This is a genomic window from Klebsiella sp. GN_Kp190 (genome assembly GCF_040061795.1).
Taxonomy (GTDB): Bacteria; Pseudomonadota; Gammaproteobacteria; order Enterobacterales; family Enterobacteriaceae; genus Klebsiella; species Klebsiella michiganensis.
This window is the reverse complement of sequence record NZ_JBEAFN010000065.1, coordinates 1-15,843: the sequence shown is the minus strand read 5'-3', so window position 1 is coordinate 15,843 and position 15,843 is coordinate 1. Positions and strand designations below refer to the sequence as shown.

At 60.4% G+C, this 15,843-nt stretch carries 7 protein-coding genes; 6 read left to right on the top strand and 1 reads right to left on the bottom strand.

Annotation, left to right across the window (positions count from 1 at the left end; translation table 11 throughout):
• Window positions 1-2: 2 nt before the first annotated feature.
• From recC to recD, 4 genes are all read left to right on the top strand, one after another.
• Window positions 3-3,377, top strand: coding sequence for an exodeoxyribonuclease V subunit gamma (gene recC, locus ABLU67_RS24045; RefSeq protein ID WP_064378377.1), 3,375 nt, complete (start codon window positions 3-5; stop codon window positions 3,375-3,377).
• Window positions 3,378-3,504: 127 nt separating this feature from the next.
• Complete coding sequence (gene ptrA / locus ABLU67_RS24040) at window positions 3,505-6,390, top strand: pitrilysin (protein WP_064378378.1); 2,886 nt, start codon at window positions 3,505-3,507, stop codon at window positions 6,388-6,390.
• Entirely contained in the window at window positions 6,387-9,932 is a 3,546-nt protein-coding gene (gene recB, locus ABLU67_RS24035; protein WP_014226653.1) for an exodeoxyribonuclease V subunit beta, read from the top strand. The genes ptrA and recB overlap by 4 nt, the downstream gene beginning before the upstream one ends.
• Window positions 9,929-11,764 carry an exodeoxyribonuclease V subunit alpha gene (recD, locus tag ABLU67_RS24030; protein WP_102803915.1) on the top strand — a complete coding sequence of 612 codons (1,836 nt, stop codon included), beginning with the start codon at window positions 9,929-9,931 and terminating at the stop codon, window positions 11,762-11,764. The genes recB and recD overlap by 4 nt, the downstream gene beginning before the upstream one ends.
• A gap of 41 nt (window positions 11,765-11,805) precedes the next feature.
• On the opposite strand, the gene argA is transcribed toward recD, so the two are convergent.
• On the bottom strand, window positions 11,806-13,137 hold the full coding sequence (gene argA / locus ABLU67_RS24025; RefSeq protein WP_004853841.1) for an amino-acid N-acetyltransferase: 1,332 nt from the start codon (window positions 13,135-13,137) through the stop codon (window positions 11,806-11,808).
• A gap of 227 nt (window positions 13,138-13,364) precedes the next feature.
• Here argA and amiC point away from each other — a divergent pair, with 227 nt between their 5' ends.
• Both amiC and cobD read left to right on the top strand, forming a co-directional pair.
• Entirely contained in the window at window positions 13,365-14,618 is a 1,254-nt protein-coding gene (gene amiC, locus ABLU67_RS24020) for an N-acetylmuramoyl-L-alanine amidase AmiC (protein WP_348852565.1), read from the top strand.
• 17 nt (window positions 14,619-14,635) lie between these two features.
• Window positions 14,636-15,715, top strand: coding sequence for a threonine-phosphate decarboxylase CobD (gene cobD, locus ABLU67_RS24015; protein WP_064378381.1), 1,080 nt, complete (start codon window positions 14,636-14,638; stop codon window positions 15,713-15,715).
• Window positions 15,716-15,843: the final 128 nt, after the last annotated feature.

Genomic DNA, 15,843 nt, shown 5'->3' with positions numbered 1-15,843 from the left:
ATATGTTAAGGGTGTACCACTCAAACCGTCTGGATGTGCTTGAAGCCTTGATGGAGTTTATCGTCGAGCGCCAGCGGCTGGATGACCCTTTTATGCCGGAAATGGTGCTGGTACAGAGTACCGGGATGGCGCAGTGGCTGCAGATGACGCTGGCGCAGCGCTTCGGGATTGCGGCCAACATTGAGTTCCCGCTACCCGCCAGTTTTATCTGGGACATGTTCGTGCGGGTGTTAAAAGATATTCCCGGAGAAAGCGCGTTCAGTAAGCAAAGTATGAGCTGGAAACTCATGACCCTGCTACCGCAGCGGCTGAACGATGAAGCCTTTACGCTACTGCGCCACTATCTGCACGACGATAGCGACAAGCGCAAGCTGTTTCAGCTGGCCGCCAGAGTGGCGGATCTCTATGACCAGTATCTGGTTTATCGCCCCGAGTGGCTGATGCGCTGGGAGGCCGACCAGCGCGTTGACGGGCTTGGAGACGCGCAGGAGTGGCAGGCGCCGCTGTGGAAAGCGCTGGTGGAATATACCGCTGAGCTGGGCCAGCCGCTGTGGCATCGCGCCAATTTATACCAACGCTTTATCAGCGCGCTTGAGGCCGCCGAACAGCCGCCCGCCGGGCTACCGTCGCGGGTGTTTATCTGCGGGATTTCGGCGCTGCCGCCGGTATACCTGCAGGCGCTCCAGGCGCTGGGTAAGCATGTCGATGTATATGTTCTCTTCACTAACCCGTGCCGCTACTACTGGGGCGACATTAAAGATCCGGCATTTCTGGCAAAGCTGCTCTCCCGCCAGCGCCGCCACCACCGCGAAACGACGCGAGAGCTGCCCCTGTTTCGCGATACGCAACAGGCTCCGGGGTTATTCAACGATGCCGGGGAACAGGATGTCGGCAATCCGCTGCTGGCCTCCTGGGGCAAGCTGGGGCGCGACTATATCTACCTGCTGGCGGGTCTTGAGCGCTATGAAGAGCTGGACGCCTTTGTCGATATCGCGCCGGATAACCTGCTGCATAATCTTCAGGCGGATATTCTCGAACTGCGTAATGCGGCGGTGGCCGGGCGCAGCGCCGAGGAGTTTGCCAACAGCCGCAGCAAGCGGCTGCTGGCGGCGAACGACCGCAGCCTGTCGATTCATGTCTGCCATAGCCCGCAGCGCGAGGTTGAGGTACTGCATGACCGGCTGCTGGCTATGCTCGAAGAGAATCCCGAGCTCACGCCGCGCGATATTATCGTCATGGTGGCGGATATCGATAGCTACAGCCCCTATATTCAGGCGGTCTTCGGCAGCGCCAGCGGCGAGCGCTGGCTGCCGTGGGCGATATCCGACCGGCGGGCCCGCGAATCGCATCCGGCGCTGCAGGCGTTTATCACCCTGCTTTCGCTGCCCGACAGCCGCTTTGCCAGCGAAGACGTGCTGGCGCTGCTGGATGTGCCGGTGCTGGCCGCGCGCTTTAACATTAACGAAGAGGGGCTACGCTACCTGCGCCAGTGGGTTAACGAATCCGGCGTACGCTGGGGAATGGATGACGACAACGTGCGTGAACTCGATCTCCCGGCTACCGGCCAGCATACCTGGCGCTTTGGCCTGACGCGTATGCTGTTGGGCTACGCCATGGACAGCAGCGAAGGGGAGTGGCGCTCGGTGCTGCCTTATGATGAGTCGAGCGGGCTTATCGCCGAGCTGGTGGGCAACCTGGCATCGCTGCTGATGCAGCTTAATCTCTGGCGCCGCGGGCTGGCCCAGGATCGCCCATTAGCCGAGTGGCTGCCGGTATGCCGCGACCTGCTGAACGACTTCTTCCTTCCGGACAGCGAAACGGAAGCCGCCCTGGCGCTGATAGAACAGCAGTGGCAGGCGGTGATTGACGGCGGCGTCGACGCGCGGTATGGCGAAACGGTACCGCTCTCTTTGCTGCGCGATGAGCTGTCCCAGAGGCTCGATCAGCAGCGCATCAGCCAGCGCTTTCTCGCCGGCCCGGTTAACATTTGTACCCTGATGCCGATGCGTTCGATTCCTTTCAAGGTGGTCTGCCTGCTGGGGATGAACGACGGCGTTTATCCGCGCACCCTGGCGCCGCTGGGCTTCGATTTAATGAGCCAGAAGCCGCAGCGCGGAGACCGTAGCCGTCGCGACGACGACCGCTATCTGTTCCTTGAAGCCCTGATGTCGGCCGAGCAGAAGCTCTATATCAGCTATATCGGCCGTTCCATTCAGGACAATAGCGAGCGCTATCCCTCCGTTCTGGTTCAGGAGCTGGCGGACTACATCGGCCAGAGCCACTGTCTGGAAGGGGACGAAGAGCTGGACTGCGATGCCAGCGAACGGCGGGTCAAAGAGCACATCACGCATCTGCATACCCGCATGCCTTTCGATGCCGCCAATTTTCTGGCTAATGAAGATCAAAGCTATGCCCGGGAATGGCTGGCGGCCGCCAGCCAGCAGGGGGAAGCGCACGGCGCGTTCATCCAGCCGCTACCGGTACCGGACATCGATCACTTACCGTTCGAACAGCTGCTGCGCTTTTGGCAGCATCCTGTGCGCGCGTTCTTTCAGCAGCGGCTGCGGGTGAATTTCCGCTCGGAGGAGAGCGAGATCCCCGACGATGAACCTTTTACCCTCGAAGGGCTGAGCCGCTATCAGCTGAACCAGCAGCTGCTCAATACGCTGATTGAGCAGCAGGACGCCTCGGCAATGTATCGCCGCTTCCGTGCCGCCGGGGAGCTACCCTATGGCGCGTTCGGCGAACTGGCCTGGGAGACCCAGCGTCAGGAGATGCAAAATCTGGCCGAACGGGTGATCGCCTGCCGCCAGCCGGGGCAGAGCATGGAAATCGATCTGCAATGCAGCGGAGTCAACATCACCGGCTGGCTGCAGCAGGTACAATCCGACGGTTTGCTGCGCTGGCGGCCTTCGCTATTAAGCGTGGCGCAGGGGATGCAACTTTGGCTGGAGCATCTTGTCTATTGTGCTAGCGGCGGTACCGGCGAAAGTCGGCTCTTTGTGCGCAAAGAGGGCGAGTGGCGTTTTCCACCGCTGGCGCAGGAGCAGGCCCAGGGCTACCTCAACGATCTGGTTGACGGTTACCTGCAGGGAATGTCCAAACCGCTGCTGCTGCTGCCGGAAAGCGGCGGCGCATGGCTAAAAGTCTGTTATGACGCCGAAAAGGATGTCATGTTAATGGACGAAGAGACGCAGCAAAAAGCGCGCAGTAAATTTCTTCAGGCTTATGAAGGGAACATGGTGGTCAGCGGCGAAGGTGCCGACGTCTGGTATCAGCGCCTGTGGCGCACGCTGGAAGCGGAATACTATGAAGAGATCCTGACGCAAACGCAGCGTTATTTGCTACCGGTGTTTCGTTTCCATCAGTCCGAATAACATTGTAATAGTATAAAAATTGCGCACTGGATGGCAGTTCATTTATGATGCGCAACGAATCACGGACTGATGTTTATAAAGGCTGCCAATTATGCAGCGCCAGGTTTGTTAATGATGAGGTCCGTGAATGCCCCGCAGTTTATGGTTCAAGGTTATTGTTTTACTGGCCGCCCTTTGGGCGCCGTTAAGTCAGGCAGACACCGGATGGCAACCGATCCAGGAAACCATCCGTAAAAGCGAAAAAGATACCCGTCAATATCAGGCGATCCGCCTCGATAACGGCATGGTAGTGCTGCTGGTTTCCGATCCCCAGGCGGTAAAATCGCTGTCGGCGCTGGTCGTTCCCGTGGGATCGCTGCAGGATCCCGCCGAGCATCAGGGGCTGGCCCACTTCCTGGAGCATATGACGCTGATGGGCTCGAAAAAGTATCCCCAGCCTGACAGCCTCGCCGAGTATCTCAAAATGCACGGCGGCAGCCACAACGCCAGCACCGCGCCGTATCGCACCGCCTTCTATCTTGAAGTGGAAAACGATGCCCTGGACGGCGCGGTCGATCGCCTGGCCGACGCCATCGCCGCGCCGCTGCTGGATAAAAAATATGCCGACCGTGAGCGTAATGCGGTTAACGCCGAGCTCACGATGGCGCGAACCCGGGACGGGATGCGAATGGCGCAGGTTAGCGCGGAAACCATTAACCCGGCGCACCCCGGCTCGCAGTTTTCCGGCGGTAACCTTGAAACGTTGAGCGACAAGCCCGGCAAACCGGTGCTTGATGCCCTGCACGCCTTTCGCGATAGCTGGTATTCCGCCAACCTGATGAAAGCGGTGATCTACAGCAACAAGCCTCTGCCGGAGCTGGCGAGCATCGCGGCGGCCACCTACGGTCGCGTGCCGAACCACGATATCAGCAAACCGGAGATTACCGTCCCGGTGGTGACCGATGCGCAAAAGGGCATCATCATTCACTACGTTCCGGCGATGCCGCGTAAAGTGCTGCGCGTGGAGTTCCGCATTGATAACAATAGCGACCAGTTCCGCAGCAAAACCGACGAGCTGGTGACCTATATGATCGGTAATCGCAGTCCCGGCACGCTCTCAGACTGGCTGCAAAAGCAGGGGCTGGTTGAAGGGATTCGCGCGGACTCCGACCCGGTGGTGAACGGCAACAGCGGGGTGCTGGCTATATCCGCGACCCTGACGGACAAAGGTCTGGCGCACCGCGATGAAGTGACCGCGGCCATCTTCAGCTACCTCAATCTGCTGCGCAGCCAGGGAATCGATAAGCGCTATTTTGATGAGCTGGCCCACGTGCTGGCGCTCGACTTCCGCTACCCGTCCATCAACCGCAATATGGATTACGTCGAATGGCTGGCGGACACCATGATCCGCGTGCCGGTGGAGCATACGCTGGACGTTGTCAACATTGCCGATCGCTACGATCCGCAGGCAATCGAAGACCGCCTGGCGATGATGACGCCGCAAAACGCCCGCATCTGGTACATCAGCCCGAAAGAGCCGCATAACAAGACCGCCTACTTCGTCAATGCGCCCTATCAGGTGGATAAGATCAGCGAGCAGACCTTTGCCGACTGGCAGCGGAAGTCCAGCGCCATCGACCTCAAGCTGCCGGTGCTGAACCCCTATATTCCGGATGATTTCAGCTTAATCAAAAGCGACAAGGCTTACCCGCATCCGCAGCTGATTGTAGATGAACCGACGCTGCGGGTGATTTACGCGCCGAGCCAGTACTTCGCCAGCGAACCGAAAGCGGATATTTCGCTGGTTCTGCGTAACCCGCAGGCAATGGACAGCGCCCGCCGGCAGGTGATGTTTGCGCTCAATGATTATCTGGCGGGCATTGCGCTCGACCAGCTCAGCAACCAGGCGGCGGTCGGGGGGATTAGCTTCTCTACCGGCGCGAATAACGGCCTGATGGTTAACGCCAACGGCTATACGCAGCATCTGCCTGAGCTGTTTAACGCTCTGCTCGACGGTTACTTCAGCTATACGCCAACCGAAGAGCAGCTGGAGCAGGCTAAATCCTGGTACGCCCAGATGATGGATTCGGCGGATAAAGGTAAAGCCTACGATCAGGCGATCATGCCGATTCAGATGGTTTCTCAGGTGCCGTACTTCCAGCGCGAAGAGCGTCGGGCGCTGCTGCCATCGATCACCCTGAAAGAGGTGCTGGAATACCGCGATAATCTCAAGGCGAAAGGGCGACCGGAGCTGATGGTCATCGGTAATCTTACCGCCGATCAATCCACCGCCATGGCGCGGCAGATTCAAAAACAGCTGGGCGCTGACGGCAACGAGTGGTGCCGTAACAAAGACGTTCTGGTCGATCGTAAACAGCTGGCGATTTTTGAAAAAGCGGGCAACAGTACCGATTCCGCGCTGGCCGCCGTCTTCGCGCCGCCGAACGTGGACGAATACGCCAGTTCTGCCGCCAGCTCGCTCCTCGGGCAAATCGTACAGCCGTGGTTCTATAACCAGCTACGTACGGAAGAGCAGCTGGGCTACGCGGTCTTCGCCTTCTCGATGAACGTTGGCCGCCAGTGGGGGATGGGCTTCCTGCTGCAAAGCAGCGATAAGCAGCCGGCTTACCTCTGGCAGCGTTTCCAGGCCTTCTTCCCCACGGCGGAAGCCAAACTGCGGGCAATGAAGCCGGAAGAGTTTGCGCAGATTCAGCAGGCGGTGATCGGTCAGATGCTGGAAGCGCCGCAAACGCTGGGCGATGAAGCGTCGAAGCTGAGCAAAGATTTCGATCGCGGTAATATGCGCTTCGATTCACGTGATAAAGTAGTGGCTCAGATTAAACTGCTGACGCCGCAAAAGCTTGCCGACTTCTTCCATCAGACGGTGGTGGATCCGCAGGGCATGGCAATTCTCTCCCAGGTTTCCGGTAGCCAGAACGGCAAGGCGGAATATGCGCATCCGCAGGATGGCAAAGTCTGGGAGAACGTCAGCGCATTGCAGAAATCCTTACCCCTGATGCGAGAGAATGAATGACCGACACCGCCGAGTCTCTTGACCCCCTGCGCTTGCCCCTGACGGGCGAGCGCCTGATAGAAGCCTCTGCGGGCACAGGAAAAACCTTTACCATTGCCGCCCTCTATCTGCGGCTGCTGCTGGGGCTGGGCGGGGAATCCGCCTTTCCCCGCCAGGTCAGCGTGGAAGAGCTGCTGGTAGTGACCTTTACCGAAGCGGCGACCGAAGAGCTGCGCGGACGTATTCGCAGCAATATCCACGAGCTGCGTATCGCCTGCCTGCGCGAAAGTACCGACAATCCTCTCTACGCCGGGCTGCTGGCGGAAATCGCCGATAAAACCCAGGCGGCGCAAACGCTGCTGCTGGCCGAACGGCAGATGGACGAAGCGGCGGTATTTACCATTCACGGCTTCTGCCAGCGGATGCTGAGCCTTAACGCCTTTGAGTCCGGCATGCTGTTCGAACAGCAGCTGATTGAAGATGAATCCCGGCTGCGCTATCAGGCCTGCGCCGACTTCTGGCGTCGCCACTGTTACCCGCTGCCGCGTGACATCGCGGCGGTTATCCACGAAGCGTGGAAAGGGCCGCGCGATCTGCTGAAATCCATCGACCGCTGGCTACAGGGAGAGGCGCCGCAGCTCAAATCGCCGCCGCCGGCTGACGAAACGCTGGCCGAACGCCATCAGCAAATTATCGAACGCATCAACGCGCTGAAGCAGCAGTGGCTGGCACAGGTGGGCGAGGTTGAGGCGGTGCTGGAAAACTCGGGCCTCGACCGGCGCAAGTTTAATCGCGGCAATCAGGGGAAATGGCTGGAGAAAGTGACCGCCTGGGCCCAGGAAGAGACCCTCAGCTACCAGCTTCCGGATGCGCTGGAGAAGTTCTCCCAGGCCTTCTTGCTTGAGCGCACCAAAGCGGACGGCGCGCCGCCGGTACACCCGCTGTTCAGCGCGGTAGAAGCGCTGCTGGCGACACCGTTAACCTTGACCGATCTGGTGATTGCCAGGGCGATGGTTGAAATCCGCGAAGCGGTCGCGCGGGAGAAACGCCGCCGCGGCGAGCTGGGCTTTGACGATATGCTTAGCCGCCTGGATGACGCCCTGCGCGGGGAGAGCGGCGAAGCGCTGGCCAGCGCGATTCGCCAGCGCTTTCCGGTGGCGATGATCGACGAATTTCAGGATACCGACCCGCAGCAGTACCGCATCTTTCGCCGCATCTGGCGGCGCCAGGCAGACACCGCGCTGCTGCTGATTGGTGACCCCAAACAGGCCATTTACGCCTTCCGCGGCGCGGATATCTTTACCTACATGAAAGCGCGTGGGGACGTCACCGCCCACTATACGCTCGATACCAACTGGCGCTCTGCGCCGGGGATGGTTGATAGCGTCAATCGCCTGTTTAGCCTCAGCGATAACCCCTTTATGTTCCGCGAAATCCCGTTTATGCCGGTGAAGTCGGCCGATAAAAACCAGGGGCTGCGCTTTACCGTCGATGATGCTGCGGTACCGGCGATGAATATCTGGCTGATGTCGGGCGAGGCCGTCGGGGCGGGGGATTACCAGGCGTTTATGGCCCAGCTGTGCGCGGCGCAAATTCGCGACTGGCTCAGCGCGGGCCAGCAGGGCAAGGCGCTGCTGTGGCGCGGTGAAAAAGCTGAACCCGTGCGGGCTTCGGACATCACGGTGCTGGTGCGCAATCGTCAGGAGGCGTCGTTAATTCGCGATGCCCTTCAGCTGCTGTCGATTCCCTCCGTCTATCTCTCCAACCGCGATAGCGTGTTTGAAACCCCCGAGGCGCAGGAGCTGCTGTGGGTGCTGCAGGCGGTGCTGGCCCCCGAGCGGGAAAATACCCTGCGCAGCGCGCTGGCGACCGCAATGTTCGGCCTAAACGCGCAGGACATTGAAAACCTCAACCAGAGCGAACGGGCCTGGGATGAGCTGGTAGAGGAGTTTAGCGGCTACCGGCAAGTCTGGCGGCAGCGCGGCGTGATGCCGATGCTGCGCGCGCTGATGACCGCGCGGCGCATTGCCGAAAACCTGCTGGCGACCAGCGGCGGCGAGCGGCGCCTGACCGATATCCTGCATATCAGCGAGCTGCTACAGGAGGCGGCGAACCAGCTGGAGAGCGAACATGCGCTGGTGCGCTGGCTGGCGCAGCATATCGCCGAGCCGGATAGCAACGCCTCCAGCCAGCAGATGCGCCTGGAGAGCGATAAGCACCTGGTGCAGATCGTCACCATCCATAAATCGAAAGGGCTGGAGTATCCGCTGGTCTGGCTGCCGTTTATTGCGCGTTTCCGTAAACAGGATCAGGCGTTTTATCACGACAGAACCTCCTTTGCCGCCGTTCTCGACCTGGGGCAGGCTGAGGGCAGCATGGAGCTGGCGGAGGCCGAACGCCTGGCCGAAGATCTGCGCCTGCTTTACGTCGCGCTGACCCGTGCGGTCTGGCACTGCAGCCTTGGCGTTGCGCCGCTCAGCACCCGGCGCAGCGACAAGCCCGGCGCCAGCGATTTTCACCACAGCGCGCTGGGCCGCCTGCTGCAGGGCGGGGAAGCGATGGATGCCGCAGGGCTGATGGCGCGCCTGCAGGCGTTCTGCAGCGGGGAGATCGCCCTGCAGCTCCCGGATACGGCTGCGCCAACTCCGTGGCAGGCTCCGCAGGCGGCGCTTCCGCCGCTTTCAGCCCGTTTGCTCGCGCGTTCGGTGACCGATGACTGGCGGGTCACCAGCTACTCCGGCCTGCAGCAGAATGGACACAGCGCGGCGCAGGATCTTCTGCCGCGTCTGGATGTCGATGCCGCCGGCGTCGGTGAGGTCGCGGAAGAGCCGCAGCTTACTCCGCACCAGTTCCCCCGCGGCGCGTCGCCGGGGACGTTTCTCCACAGTTTGTTCGAAGATCTCGATTTTACCCAGCCGGTTCCCGCCGACTGGATGGCGGCCAGGCTCCAACTGAGCGGCTTCGAGGAAAAGTGGACCCCGGTACTGACCGCATGGCTCGACGGCGTGCTGCGTACCCCTCTGCCCGGCGCGGGGATTGCCCTTAATCAGCTGAGCGAAGGCGATAAACAGGTGGAGATGGCGTTTTATCTGCCCATCGAACAGCCGCTGGATCCCCTGCGTCTGGATGCGCTGATTCGTCAGTACGATCCGCTCTCCGTGGATACCCCAACGCTCGATTTCCGCCAGGTGCGGGGGATGCTGAAAGGCTTTATCGACCTGGTGTTTCGTCACAACGGTCGCTATTACCTGCTGGATTACAAATCCAACTGGCTGGGGGAAAATCGCGAGGCCTATACCCAGGACGCGATGCGGCAGGCAATGCGTTCGCACCGTTACGATTTGCAGTACCAGCTCTATAGCCTGGCGCTGCACCGATATTTACGCCACCGCATTGCCGATTATGATTACGAACGCCACTTCGGCGGCGTTATTTATCTCTTTTTACGCGGCATGGACGGGCAGGACGGCGGGCAGGGTATCTTCACCACCCGGCCGGCGCTGCCGCTGATTAACGGCCTCGATGCGCTGTTTGCCGGGGAAACCCAGGAGGTTGTGCTATGACCATGGATGAACTGTTACTGCAGGCGGTTGAACAGCGCCTGCTGCGCCCGCTGGACGTCCAGTTTGCGCTCATGGTGGCGCAGGAGGCGCATCCGGCGGTGAAGCTCACCGCCGCCATTCTCAGCCGCGATGCCGGTGAAGGCCACGTCTGCCTGCCGATTTCGCGTCTCGCCGAGGATGAGCTGCTGAGCGCAAAAGCGGCAGGCCTGAGTGAGCAGATCCTTGAGCTGACCGGCGCCCCGGACGGCTGGCTGCCGCTGCTTAACGATGCTGAGGCGGTCAGCGGCGGTGAGCGCCCGACGCCGATGATCCTCTGCGGCGAACGGCTTTACCTCAACCGCATGTGGCGCAACGAATTAACCGTCGCGCGCTTTTTCAATGAGGCCAATCAGGTTCTGGAGGTGGATGAAGCCCGGCTGGCTTCGACGCTCGACGCGCTGTTTCCGCCCGCTGAGGAAACGGACTGGCAAAAAGTGGCGGCTGCGGTCGCCCTGACCCGACGGATTTCGGTGATTTCCGGCGGTCCGGGCACCGGTAAAACCACGACCGTCGCTAAACTGCTGGCCGCGCTGATCCAGACGTTCTCCAGCCCGCGCTGCCGGATTCGCCTGGCGGCGCCGACCGGTAAAGCCGCGGCGCGCCTGACCGAGTCCCTCGGTGCGGCGCTGCGCCGCCTCCCTCTCAGCGACCAACAAAAGGCGCTGGTGCCCACCGAAGCCAGCACCCTCCATCGCCTGCTGGGCGCGCAGCCCGGCAGCCAGCGGATGCGCTATCACGCCGGCAACCCGCTGCATCTTGACGTGCTGGTGGTGGATGAAGCCTCAATGATTGACCTGCCGATGATGTCGCGCCTGATCGACGCGCTGCCTGAGCACGGAAGGGTGATTTTCCTTGGCGACCGCGATCAGCTGGCGTCGGTAGAGGCCGGAGCGGTGCTGGGGGATATTTGCGCCTGGGTTAATGCAGGCTATACCCCGGCGCGGGCGGCGCAGCTCGCCCGGTTGACCGGCCAGCCGGTGCCGGCGGGCGAGGGCAACGTTGCCGGTGCGCTGCGCGACAGCCTGTGCCTGCTGCAAAAAAGCTACCGTTTTGGTCGCCATTCCGGTATCGGCCATCTGGCGTGGGCGGTGAACAGCGGCGAGCGCAGCGCGGTACGCGCAACGCTGCGTCAGTCGTTCGACGATATCGCCCTGTATCCGCTGAGCGCCACCGAAGAGTATGAAGCGATGCTGAATCAGGCGCAGGCGGGCTATGGCCGCTTCCTGCAACTGCTGCGCGAGCGGGCTGAGCCCGAAGAGATGATCGCCGCCTTTGGCGAATTCCAGCTGCTGTGCGCGCTGCGCGAGGGGCCGTATGGGGTCAGCGGCGTGAACGAACAGCTGGAGCAGATGCTGAACCGCAAGCGGGCGATCGCGTTACCGCGGCATTCGCGCTGGTATGAAGGACGGCCGGTGATGATCTCCCGCAACGACAGCGCGCTGGGGCTGTTTAACGGCGATATCGGCATCGCGCTGGAAAGAGGCGATGGCCTGCGCGTCTGGTTCCCGATGCCCGATGGCAGCATCAAGTCGGTACAGCCAAGTCGTCTGCCGGAGCACGATACCGCCTGGGCGATGACGGTGCATAAATCGCAGGGGTCGGAGTTCGATCACGCGGCGCTGATCCTGCCTTCGCGCAGCGTGCCGCTGGTAACCCGCGAGCTGGTTTATACCGCTATTACGCGTGCGAAACGGCAGCTGTCGATCTATGCCGATGAGCAGGTGCTGACTCAGGCGGTGGCTGCGCGTACCGAACGACGCAGCGGCCTGACGGATATCTTTTCCGCCCAGTGAGGTTTTCCCCGGTCGGCCGCGCGCTTTCCGGGGAGAAGGGATCAGGCCAGGTCTGCCATCAGCACCTTGGAGCGGCGCTGATAGTTGTACATCTCTTTTTTGCTCTCCGGCAGCAGGTCGACGTCGACCGGCGTAAATCCGCGCTCCTGGAACCAGTGAATGCTGCGGGTCGTAAGAACAAACAGCTTGCTGAGGCCCATTTGCTTCGCCTGCGCGGCAATACGTTCGAGCAGCACTTCGCCGCGCGATGAGCTGCGGTAATCCGGATGCACCGCCACGCAGGCCATTTCGCCGATCTTCTCTTCCGGGAAAGGATAGAGCGCGGCGCAGGCGATGGTGGTGTTGTCGCGCTGAATAATGGTGAATTTATCGATTTCCATCTCCAGCTGTTCGCGCGAACGCCTGACCAGAATGCCCTGCTGCTCCAGCGGGCTAATCAGCTCGAGGATGCCGCCGATATCGTTAATGGTGGCGCGGCGGATCTGCTCGGCGCTCTCCATCACTATCTGGGTACCGATACCGTCGCGTGAGAACAGCTCCTGCAGCAGGGTGCCGTTTTCCTGATAGCTGATCAGGTGGCAGCGGCGCACGCCGCTGCGGCAGGCTTTTACCGCGCCGCGCAGAAAGCGCACGGTGCCGGAGCTGTAGTCTTCGTCCGCTTCCATCTCTTCCACCCGCGCCTGGGCTTCGTTGGGGAACAGCTCGGGGACGATCTCGCCATCCTGATTGTGAACCCCCTGCGATGAGCAGAAGCCGATCATCTTTTCGGCCTTCAGCTTAATCGCCAGCTGGGTCGCAATCTCTTCGGAGGTCAGGTTAAAACTTTCGCCGGTGACCGACACCGCAACCGGGCCCATCAGCACGATCGCGCCGTTATCCAGCTGGCGGTGAATGGCTTCTTCATCGATGCGCCGGATGCGCCCGCTGTGACAGTAATCCACGCCGTCGTCCACGCCTAACGGCTGCGCGATAATGAAGTTGCCGCTGACCACGTTGATATGGGCGCCCTGCAGCGGCGTGTTGTTGAGGCTCATCGACAGGCGAGCGGTAATTTCCAGCTGCAGCATGCCCGCCGCCTGCTTAACCAGCTCGAGCGTTTTGGCGTCAGTCACTCGGGTTTGTTTATGATAAACCGGCTCGTGACGATGCTCCGCCAGGTTGGCATCGATCTGCGGGCGGGCGCCATAGACCACCACCAGACGAATTCCCAGGCTGTGAAGCAGGCCAATGTCATTGACTATACTAGAGAAATTATCATGCTCGATGGCTTCCCCGCCCAGCATGATGACAAACGTTTTACCCCGATGGGCATTAATATAGGGGACAGAATGGCGGAATCCCTCTACCAGTTCGGTGCGACGTTCCTTCACCATGACACAACCTCAATGCATGATTATTCGTAATTACTGTATTTTTATTCTGTTTCGCCGGCAAACGCAAGCCCCAATTTTTGGCTGAGCCGGGAAAACAGTGTGAGCCAAATCAGGGTGTCAAAGATTGTTTACCCTTTTATAGATGACAGGTTATGCGCCTTTCGTTAAAGTTTCCGGTCAATCTGTTTGTTTTAAATACGAATGATTTCTTACTGCTTGGGAGTGGCATGTCGGGATACAAGTCAGGATTAAGCCGCCGCCGATTTTTACAGGGGGCGGGCGCCATGTGGTTAATGAGTGTGAGTCCGGTTGGGTTGGCTGCCGCGGCGCAGGTGGTTGCCGTACGCGTCTGGCCATCATCGACCTACACGCGCGTCACCGTGGAGTCCAACCATATCCTGAAATATCGGCAGTTTGCGCTCAGCAATCCTGAACGTGTGGTGGTGGATCTGGAAGGGGTTAATCTCAACTCCGTACTGAAAGGTATGGGGAGTCAGATTCGCGGTGACGATCCCTATATTCAATCCGCTCGCGTGGGGCAGTTCGATCCGCAAACCGTGCGCATGGTGTTTGAGCTCAAACAGAACGTGAAACCGCAGCTGTTTGCGCTGGCTCCGGTCGCCGGGTTTAGAGAGCGTCTGGTCATGGACCTCTATCCCGCTAACGCCACCGACGTGCAGGATCCGCTGCTGGCGCTGCTCGAAGATTACAACAAAGGCGATCTTCAGCGGCAGGTTCCGCCTGCGGAGAGCGGGCCTAAACCGGGTAAAGCCGGGCGCGATCGGCCCATTGTTATCATGCTCGATCCCGGCCACGGCGGCGAAGACTCCGGCGCGGTGGGAAAATACCGCACCCGCGAGAAAGACGTGGTGCTGCAGATTGCCCGATGGCTGCGCGCGCTGATCGAGAAAGAGGGCAATATGAAGGTCTATATGACCCGCAACGAGGATGTCTTTATCCCGCTGAAGGTCCGCGTCGCCAAAGCGCAGAAGCAGCGCGCCGACCTGTTTGTCTCTATTCACGCCGACGCGTTTACCAGCCGCCAGCCCAGCGGATCGTCGGTGTTTGCCCTGTCAACCAAAGGGGCCACCAGTACCGCGGCTAAATATCTGGCGCAGACCCAGAACGCCTCGGATCTGATTGGCGGCGTCAGCAAAAGCGGCGATCGCTACGTCGACCACACGATGTTCGACATGGTGCAGTCGCTGACCATCGCCGACAGCCTGAAGTTCGGCAAGGCGGTGCTGGAAAAGATGGGCAACATTAATAACCTGCACAAGAACCGGGTTGAGCAGGCGGGCTTCGCGGTGCTGAAGGCGCCGGATATTCCATCGATTCTGGTGGAAACCGCGTTTATCAGTAACGTCGAAGAAGAGCGTAAATTGAAAACGGCGAAATTCCAGCAGGAAGTTGCAGAGTCGATTCTGGCAGGGATTAAAGCCTACTTCGCCGACGGCGCGACGCTGGCAAGGCGAGGGTAACGCAACAGGAAAGGTAAATGGCTCTACTTAAGAGCGCGCACGGCGGCAATATTCGCGAGGCCGCCGCGCTGTTGGGCATCTCTGCGGAGCAGCTGCTGGATTTTAGCGCCAATATTAATCCGCTGGGGATGCCGGAAAGTTTAAAGCGCGCCATCCTCGACAATATGGCCTGCGCCGAACGCTACCCTGACGTTGAGTATCAGCAGCTGCACCTTGCGCTGGCGGAACACCATCAGATCCCCGCCTCGTGGATCCTCGCCGGAAACGGCGAAACCGAAGCGATCTTTACGCTGGTTCAGGGGCTGAAGCCGCGCCAGGCGATGATCGTCACCCCGGGCTTTGCCGAATACCGCCGGGCGCTGCAGTCGGTGGACTGCGCGGTGCGGGAATTTCTGCTGCGCGAGGCGGATGGCTGGCAGCTCACCGGGGCGATTCTTGACGCCCTGACGCCGGATCTGGACTGCTTATTTCTCTGCACGCCGAACAATCCTACCGGCCTGCTGCCCGAGCGCCGTCTGCTGGAGATGATTGCTGAACGCTGTCGGTCGCTGGGCATTGCCCTGATTCTCGATGAAGCGTTTATCGATTTTATCCCCGACGAGCCGGGATTTATTCCGCTGCTGGGCCACAACCCGCACGTGTGGGTACTGCGTTCGCTGACCAAGTTTTATGCTATTCCCGGCCTGCGTCTGGGGTATCTGGCCAATGGCGATGCGCGGGCGGTGGCGAGAATGCGCGAGCGCCAGATGCCGTGGTCGATAAACGCGTTTGCCGCCCTGGCGGGGGAAATCATTCTCCAGGATAGCGCCTACCAGCAGCAAACCTGGCAGTGGCTGGCGGAGGAGGGGCAGCGCTTTTACCATCAGCTGCGCCATATTCCCGGCCTGACGGTCTATCCCGGGCGGGCAAACTATCTGTTTCTGCGCTGCGACGTGGCGGATCTGGATCTGCAATACGCGATGCTGCAACAGCACATCCTGATCCGCAGCTGCGCCAACTACCCGGGGCTCGACGGGCGCTACTTCCGCGTCGCGATCCGCAGCCAGCAGGAAAATACCCGGCTGCTGACGGCCTTCAGGCGGGTATTTAACGAGTAGATGTCTGCCGCCATTGTTCGTCTGCGGTTCTTCCCGGTGGCGCTGCGCTGACCGGGCTACGGGTTTACAGCCATCTGCGGACCGGTAGCCCGCCTCCGGGGAAGGTGCACAGCATGAGGTTTTGTTGC

What these genes read in the sequence shown, in the direction of transcription:
- recC (WP_064378377.1), top strand. Translation starts at nt 3, where the DNA reads ATGTTAAGGGTGTACCACTCAAACCGTCTGGATGTGCTTGAAGCCTTG.
- ptrA (WP_064378378.1), top strand. Translation starts at nt 3,505, where the DNA reads ATGCCCCGCAGTTTATGGTTCAAGGTTATTGTTTTACTGGCCGCCCTT.
- recB (WP_014226653.1), top strand. Translation starts at nt 6,387, where the DNA reads ATGACCGACACCGCCGAGTCTCTTGACCCCCTGCGCTTGCCCCTGACG.
- recD (WP_102803915.1), top strand. Translation starts at nt 9,929, where the DNA reads ATGACCATGGATGAACTGTTACTGCAGGCGGTTGAACAGCGCCTGCTG.
- argA (WP_004853841.1), bottom strand. Translation starts at nt 13,137, where the DNA reads ATGGTGAAGGAACGTCGCACCGAACTGGTAGAGGGATTCCGCCATTCT.
- amiC (WP_348852565.1), top strand. Translation starts at nt 13,365, where the DNA reads ATGTCGGGATACAAGTCAGGATTAAGCCGCCGCCGATTTTTACAGGGG.
- cobD (WP_064378381.1), top strand. Translation starts at nt 14,636, where the DNA reads ATGGCTCTACTTAAGAGCGCGCACGGCGGCAATATTCGCGAGGCCGCC.